General features: G+C 67.1%; 6 protein-coding genes and 1 pseudogene. 4 read left to right on the plus strand and 3 right to left on the minus strand.

Annotation, left to right across the window (positions count from 1 at the left end):
- The first annotated feature begins 101 nt into the window (after positions 1–101).
- Entirely contained in the window at positions 102–770 is a 669-nt protein-coding gene (locus tag Q8N10_RS20635; protein WP_304783462.1) for an alpha/beta hydrolase, read from the plus strand.
- A gap of 80 nt (positions 771–850) precedes the next feature.
- A complete protein-coding gene (locus Q8N10_RS20640) occupies positions 851–1,711 on the plus strand; it encodes a dienelactone hydrolase family protein (RefSeq protein ID WP_304783465.1) in 861 nt (286 codons plus the stop codon).
- Here Q8N10_RS20640 and Q8N10_RS20645 read toward each other — a convergent pair.
- Positions 1,690–2,298, minus strand: a complete 609-nt coding sequence (locus tag Q8N10_RS20645) for a TetR/AcrR family transcriptional regulator (protein WP_304783469.1) — start codon at positions 2,296–2,298, stop codon at positions 1,690–1,692. The two genes, Q8N10_RS20640 and Q8N10_RS20645, sit on opposite strands and share 22 nt — an antisense overlap.
- 26 nt (positions 2,299–2,324) lie before the next feature.
- Entirely contained in the window at positions 2,325–3,206 is an 882-nt protein-coding gene (locus tag Q8N10_RS20650) for a hypothetical protein (RefSeq protein WP_304783471.1), read from the minus strand.
- Positions 3,207–3,286: 80 nt separating this feature from the next.
- Here Q8N10_RS20650 and Q8N10_RS20655 point away from each other — a divergent pair, with 80 nt between their 5' ends.
- Positions 3,287–4,465, plus strand: a complete 1,179-nt coding sequence (locus Q8N10_RS20655; RefSeq protein ID WP_304783474.1) for an acyl-CoA dehydrogenase family protein — start codon at positions 3,287–3,289, stop codon at positions 4,463–4,465.
- A gap of 66 nt (positions 4,466–4,531) precedes the next feature.
- A complete protein-coding gene (locus Q8N10_RS20660; RefSeq protein ID WP_304783477.1) occupies positions 4,532–5,206 on the plus strand; it encodes an OmpA family protein in 675 nt (224 codons plus the stop codon).
- A 13-nt stretch (positions 5,207–5,219) separates the two neighbouring features.
- On the opposite strand, the pseudogene Q8N10_RS20665 reads toward Q8N10_RS20660, so the two are convergent.
- A pseudogene (locus Q8N10_RS20665) lies at positions 5,220–5,343 on the minus strand (IS5/IS1182 family transposase); the annotation flags it as partial.

Raw genomic sequence — 5,343 nt, forward strand, 5'->3', positions numbered from 1 at the left:
CGCCTGGAACACAGACTTGGCGATATCCAGACCAATGATGGTAACGTCTCCCATGGACGCCTCCCTTGAGTGAAGATCAACACCCTCACTCTGGCACGTAGATGCCGTCGGGGGGCGTCCACCCCATCACCCTTCACGGTCCCTCAGTCGCGCCCGCCTACAACCGAGCGCCCAAAAGTCTCGTGATCCTGCTGCACGGCTACGGGTCGAACGGCGCCGACCTCATTGGTCTGGTCCCGCACTGGCAGCACGCCTTCCCGGATACTCTGTTCATTTCCCCGAACGCGCCCCAGCCCATGCCGGGCATGCTCGACGCCTATCAGTGGTGGCCGATCACCAACATGGATGCGCAGGCTCGTATCAACGGCGCGCGGGAGGCTGCGCCAGTGCTCAACGCCTTCATCGACCAGCAACTGGCCAAGTATGGGCTCGGCGAGGACCGGCTGGCCCTGGTGGGGTTCAGCCAGGGGACAATGATGGCCCTGCAGGTCGGTCTGCGACGGTCGCCACAGGTGGCGGGCATCCTCGGTTATTCCGGCATGCTGGTGGATGAGACCGGCCTGGATTCCACCAAGGTCAAGCCTCCGATCCTGCTGATCCATGGCGACGCCGATCCGATGGTGCCGGTGGCCGCCCTCCATCACGCCGGCGCCACCCTCCAGAAACTCGGCTTTGAGGTCGGCGGACACGTCTCTCCAGGCCTCGGCCACAGCATTGACATGGAGGGCCTGCAGATGGGCGGAAACTTCCTGCACAAGTTTCTCGCCTGACACAGGCGCGGCTTGGCGTCTGAGTTAACCTGGCGATCATAGGCGCCGTTAACGAGCGCCCACAGCAGGTGAGGCTCCCGATGGACGACGAAACCAATCCCGCCAGCGCCAACCGCGACTCGCGCCTGACCCGCCGCGGTTTCGCCACCGTCACCATGGCCACCGGCGTGGCCCTCGCCGGACAGGCGCTGGCGGCTGAGGTGGTCGAAACCGACGTCACCATCACCACCGCCGACGGGGCCTGCGACGCCGCCTTCTTCCATCCGGCGGGCAAGGGCAAGTGGCCCGGCGTGGTGATCTTCACCGACATCCTAGGCCTGCGGCCAGCCTTCCGCGACATGGGCAAGCGAATGGCCGCCGAGGGCTACGCCGTCGTCGTGCCCAATCCCTTCTACCGCACCCGCAAGGCGCCGGTGATCACCGGGCCCTTCGAGTTCTCAAACCCCACCGACCGGGCCAAGCTGGGTGAGCTGACCGCACCGCTGACACCCGAGGCCAAGGCCCGCGACACCGCCGCCTATGTCAGCTGGCTGGACAAGCAGCCGCAGGTGAACACCCGGAAGAAGATCGGAACCCAGGGCTATTGCATGGGCGGCCTTTACACCTTCCTCGGCGCCATCAACCACCCGGACCGTGTCGGCGCCGCGGGCTCCTTCCACGGCGGCGGCCTGGTGACCGACAGGCCCGACAGCGTGCATCTGCAGGTCGGCAGGGCGAAGGCCGGCTTCCTGGTGGCCATCGCCGAGAACGACGACGCCAAGCAACCGGACGCCAAGGACAAGCTGAAGGCGGCTTTCGCGGCCGCCAGGACCAAAGCCGTCGTCGAGGTCTATCCCGCCCAGCACGGCTGGTGCGTGAGGGATAACGCCGTCTATCACCCGGCGCAGGCCGAGCGCGCCTGGGCCGCCCTGCTGTCGCTCTACGCGCAGTCGCTCGGCTGACGCGCAAGCTGCTCAAGCCCGCCCAGGGCGATCTTCAGGCACATGTCCACCGCGGTCGGGAGGTCGAGGTCCCCCTGCGCGACCAGCCGGCCGGCGCGGTCAGTGACCGCCATCAACAGGTCCACCGCCGCAATCGCCCGGTGCAAGGGCAGCCCATAGGCGCGCCGGGTGGCCCGTACGAAATAGCGAACCGTCTGGTCGCGACTGACCCGGCTCTCCGCCTCCATCAGGGCCGCGGTCGCCGGGTCGCCGAGCAGCGCGGCGATCAGCGGACCTCGGTCTCGGACATGCTCGAGGTAGAGGCGTGTCGTCTGAGCGATCAGCTCGGGAAAGGACTGGGCCTGCAAGGCCGCGCCCATGCCGCGCGCGCCAAGCTCAGCCTGCTCTCGCTGCAGCAGAGCGCCCAGCAGGACGTCACGCGTGGCGAAGTAGTTATAGACCAAGGCCTTGCTGATCCCCGCCGACCTGGCCAGCTGTTCCATTGTGGCGGCCTGCAGGCCTTCTTCCACGATCAGTCGCGCGGCCACGTCCAGAATCTGGTCACGGCGGGCGGCGGGCGTCAGCCGGGTCCGGGTGCGCGAGCTCATCACTGACCCATGCCCGCCAGCGCCTATCAGGTCCAGAGCGGCGAAGAGCCCTTGAGCAGGCGGGTCATCAGGATCATCCGCGACACCTCGCGCAGGTCGGCGGCGTCCTTGAGGGTGCTCTCAAACCAGGCGACTTCAGTCTTTGGCGATTCGGAAAGCGCCAGGATGGTTCCGTCGGCCAGGTAGTCGTGCTCCATGAAGACCGGCCCGTCGAGCCACTGCACTTCAATCGCTCCGAACAGTCCAACGAAACCGTCCTCTGGCCTGAACAACGGCTTCTCCACCTCACGCATGGCGTCGATGGCGATGGCGGGCGGCGCCACCCGCTCGCCCCACACTGACGGGTCCAGATATTCGGGCAGCGGCTCGGTGATGAATTCCAACCGGTTGTCATTGCGGGCAAGCTCAAGCCGGGCTGGGACATCCAGACACCTGTCACCGACCTTGGAATTCCGCAGGATCCGCAGGTCTTCCGGCGCACGCACGGCCTTCAGCCGCTGGCGCAGGGCCGATTCCAGGTCTGGCGGCCCGGACGCGGCGGTGCCCTCGCAGACCCGCCGGCCTTCGCTGTCCTCCATCCACACCTCCGCCCGCAGCCCGCCCTCTGGCCTCACGACCGGGTCGCGCGCGAAGACCTGGACCGGTTCACCGTCTGTGGTGGGGCTCAGGAAATAGAGGGAGAGGTTGCCGGTCTGAAACCACGCCCGGCCGAAGAGCTCCGCCATCAGCGGCGGAAACTGCTCGAAGTGGATGTTCCCGGCCACCGTACCGCCCTTGAACCCCAGCCCCTGCGCTGTGGCGTTGTCGTGAATCGAGCCCTTGGCATGCTTGGAGAAATTGTCAGGGCGGCGCACCGGTCCGGCCGTCACGCCAGCCAGACGGGTCGTCGTGAAGGGGACGTCGGACATCGGGCCTCTCTGTCGGTTGACCAAGTCTCGTGAACCCAACTATTATTACACGGACCTTATAATAACAAGTCGGACACCTCATGAACCTCGACTTCTCCGAAGACGAGCTCGCCTTCCGGCAGGCGGTGCGGGACTTGATCGCCGAGGTTCTTCCGCTAGGTCATGCCTTCGATGGCTCGCGCGCCGACGAGGCGCGATGGCACGCCGCCCTGCTCGCCAAGGGCTGGGCCGTGAACAGGTTTCCCGTCGCCTTTGGCGGGCCCGGATGGACACCGGCCATGAGCTTCATCTGGGAACGGGAGACCGCCGCCGCGGGGCTTCCGGGCCAGGTCGGCGGCATGGGACCGGGCATGTTGGCGCCGGTTCTGTTCGCCTACGGCAGTCCAGAGCAGCAGGCGCGCTTCCTGCCCGATATCGTCGCCGACCGCGTCCGCTGGTGCCAGGGCTACTCCGAACCGGGCGCCGGATCGGACCTGGCCGCCCTGCGTACGCGGGCGGTAAGGGAGGGCGAGGTCTATGTGGTGGACGGCGAAAAAGTGTGGACGAGCGGCGCTCACACCGCCGACTGGATGTTCTGCCTGACCCGGACAGCGACCGAGACCAAGCCCCAGGCGGGGATCACCTTCCTGCTCCTCGACATGCGCACCCCTGGGGTGGAGGTGACGCCCATCATCTCCATCGACGGTCGACACGCCTTCAACCGCGTGACCTTCGACGGCGTCCGGGTCCCGGTAGAGAATCGCATCGGTCTGGAGGGCCAGGGCTGGACCTATGCCAAGGGCCTGCTCACCCACGAGCGCACTGGCCAGGCCTTCGTGTCGCTCTCGCTCAACCTGCTGCGCGGAATCCGCGTGGCGGCGTCAACTGAACTTGCCGGATCGGCGGGAGGTCAGTTGATCGAGGACCCCGGCTTCGCGAGCCGGCTGAGCGCCGTGGAGATCGAGCTGCGCGCGCTAGAGATGACCGAGTTGCGCACCCTGTGGGAAGTCGCCGCGGGCTCAGCGCCAGGCGCGCAGTCCTCCATGCTGAAACTCAAGGGGACGGAGATCGTGCAACGGCTCACCGAGCTTTATGTGGAATGCGCCGGACCCTACGCCGCGCCTTGGTTTCCGGAGACCGATGGGCCGGCCGAGCCGCTGGGGCCCAGTTGGGCGGGCCGCGAAACGGTGCGATATCTGGAAGGCCGCGCCGCCAGCATCGCGGGCGGCTCAGACGAGGTCCAACGCAACATCATGGCCAAGCACGTGCTGAAGATCTGAGCCCACCGGAACCTTGACCGTGAGGGCGCGTTTCCGGCTCATATCCCCAAGTCCCCGGAGACCGCCATGTCCAAGTTCACCGCCACCCTCGCCATGATCGCCGGCGCGGCCGCGCTCACCGCCTGCACCACCACCGACCCCTATACGGGCATGCCGGTGCGCAACAACACCGGGACCGGCGTCCTGGCCGGCGCGCTGGGCGGCGCGGCGCTCGGCTATCTGACGAACACCAACAGCGGTGAGCAGGGCCGCAAGAACGCCCTGATCGGCGCCGGGATCGGCGCCCTGGCCGGTGGCGCAGTCGGCAACTACATGGACCGCCAGCAGGCCGACTTCCGCCGCTCGCTGGAGGGCTCCGGCGTGCAGATCCGCCGTCAGGGCGACGACATCGTGCTGATCATGCCCAGCGACGTGACCTTCGCCGTCGACCAGTCCGACGTGCAGCCGCGCTTCGCGCCGGTGCTGGGCGACGTCGCCCGCACCCTGAACGCCTACCCCCAGACCACGATCGATATCGTGGGCCACGCCGATTCCAGCGGCGCCGATGACCACAACCAGGCCCTGTCGGAGCGTCGCGCCAGTTCGGTGGCCAACTATCTGGTGGGCGCCGGTCGCGTCCTGCCCGCCCGCATCTTCGTGGCCGGCGAAGGCGAAAGCCGTCCGGTGGCCACCAACGGCACCCCCGAAGGCCGCGCCCAGAACCGTCGCGTCGAGATCATCCTGCGCCCGATCCAGGGCTAGGCGGAATCGACATTCATCGCATCCAGATCATGGCTGCTGCGAGATGGACGAAGCCTAGGAAGTGGATGGCCCTTCGATCGTATCGGGTTGCGAAGCGCCTGAAGTGCTTGAGCTTGGAGAAGCATCGCTCGATGCGG

Source organism: Phenylobacterium sp., from assembly GCF_030693625.1.
GTDB classification, from domain to species: domain Bacteria; phylum Pseudomonadota; class Alphaproteobacteria; order Caulobacterales; family Caulobacteraceae; genus Phenylobacterium; species Phenylobacterium ferrooxidans.

Coding starts and splice junctions, on each gene's coding strand:
- Q8N10_RS20635 (WP_304783462.1), top strand. CDS start 102: ATGCCGTCGGGGGGCGTCCACCCCATCACCCTTCACGGTCCCTCAGTC.
- Q8N10_RS20640 (WP_304783465.1), top strand. CDS start 851: ATGGACGACGAAACCAATCCCGCCAGCGCCAACCGCGACTCGCGCCTG.
- Q8N10_RS20645 (WP_304783469.1), bottom strand. CDS start 2,298: ATGAGCTCGCGCACCCGGACCCGGCTGACGCCCGCCGCCCGCCGTGAC.
- Q8N10_RS20650 (WP_304783471.1), bottom strand. CDS start 3,206: ATGTCCGACGTCCCCTTCACGACGACCCGTCTGGCTGGCGTGACGGCC.
- Q8N10_RS20655 (WP_304783474.1), top strand. CDS start 3,287: ATGAACCTCGACTTCTCCGAAGACGAGCTCGCCTTCCGGCAGGCGGTG.
- Q8N10_RS20660 (WP_304783477.1), top strand. CDS start 4,532: ATGTCCAAGTTCACCGCCACCCTCGCCATGATCGCCGGCGCGGCCGCG.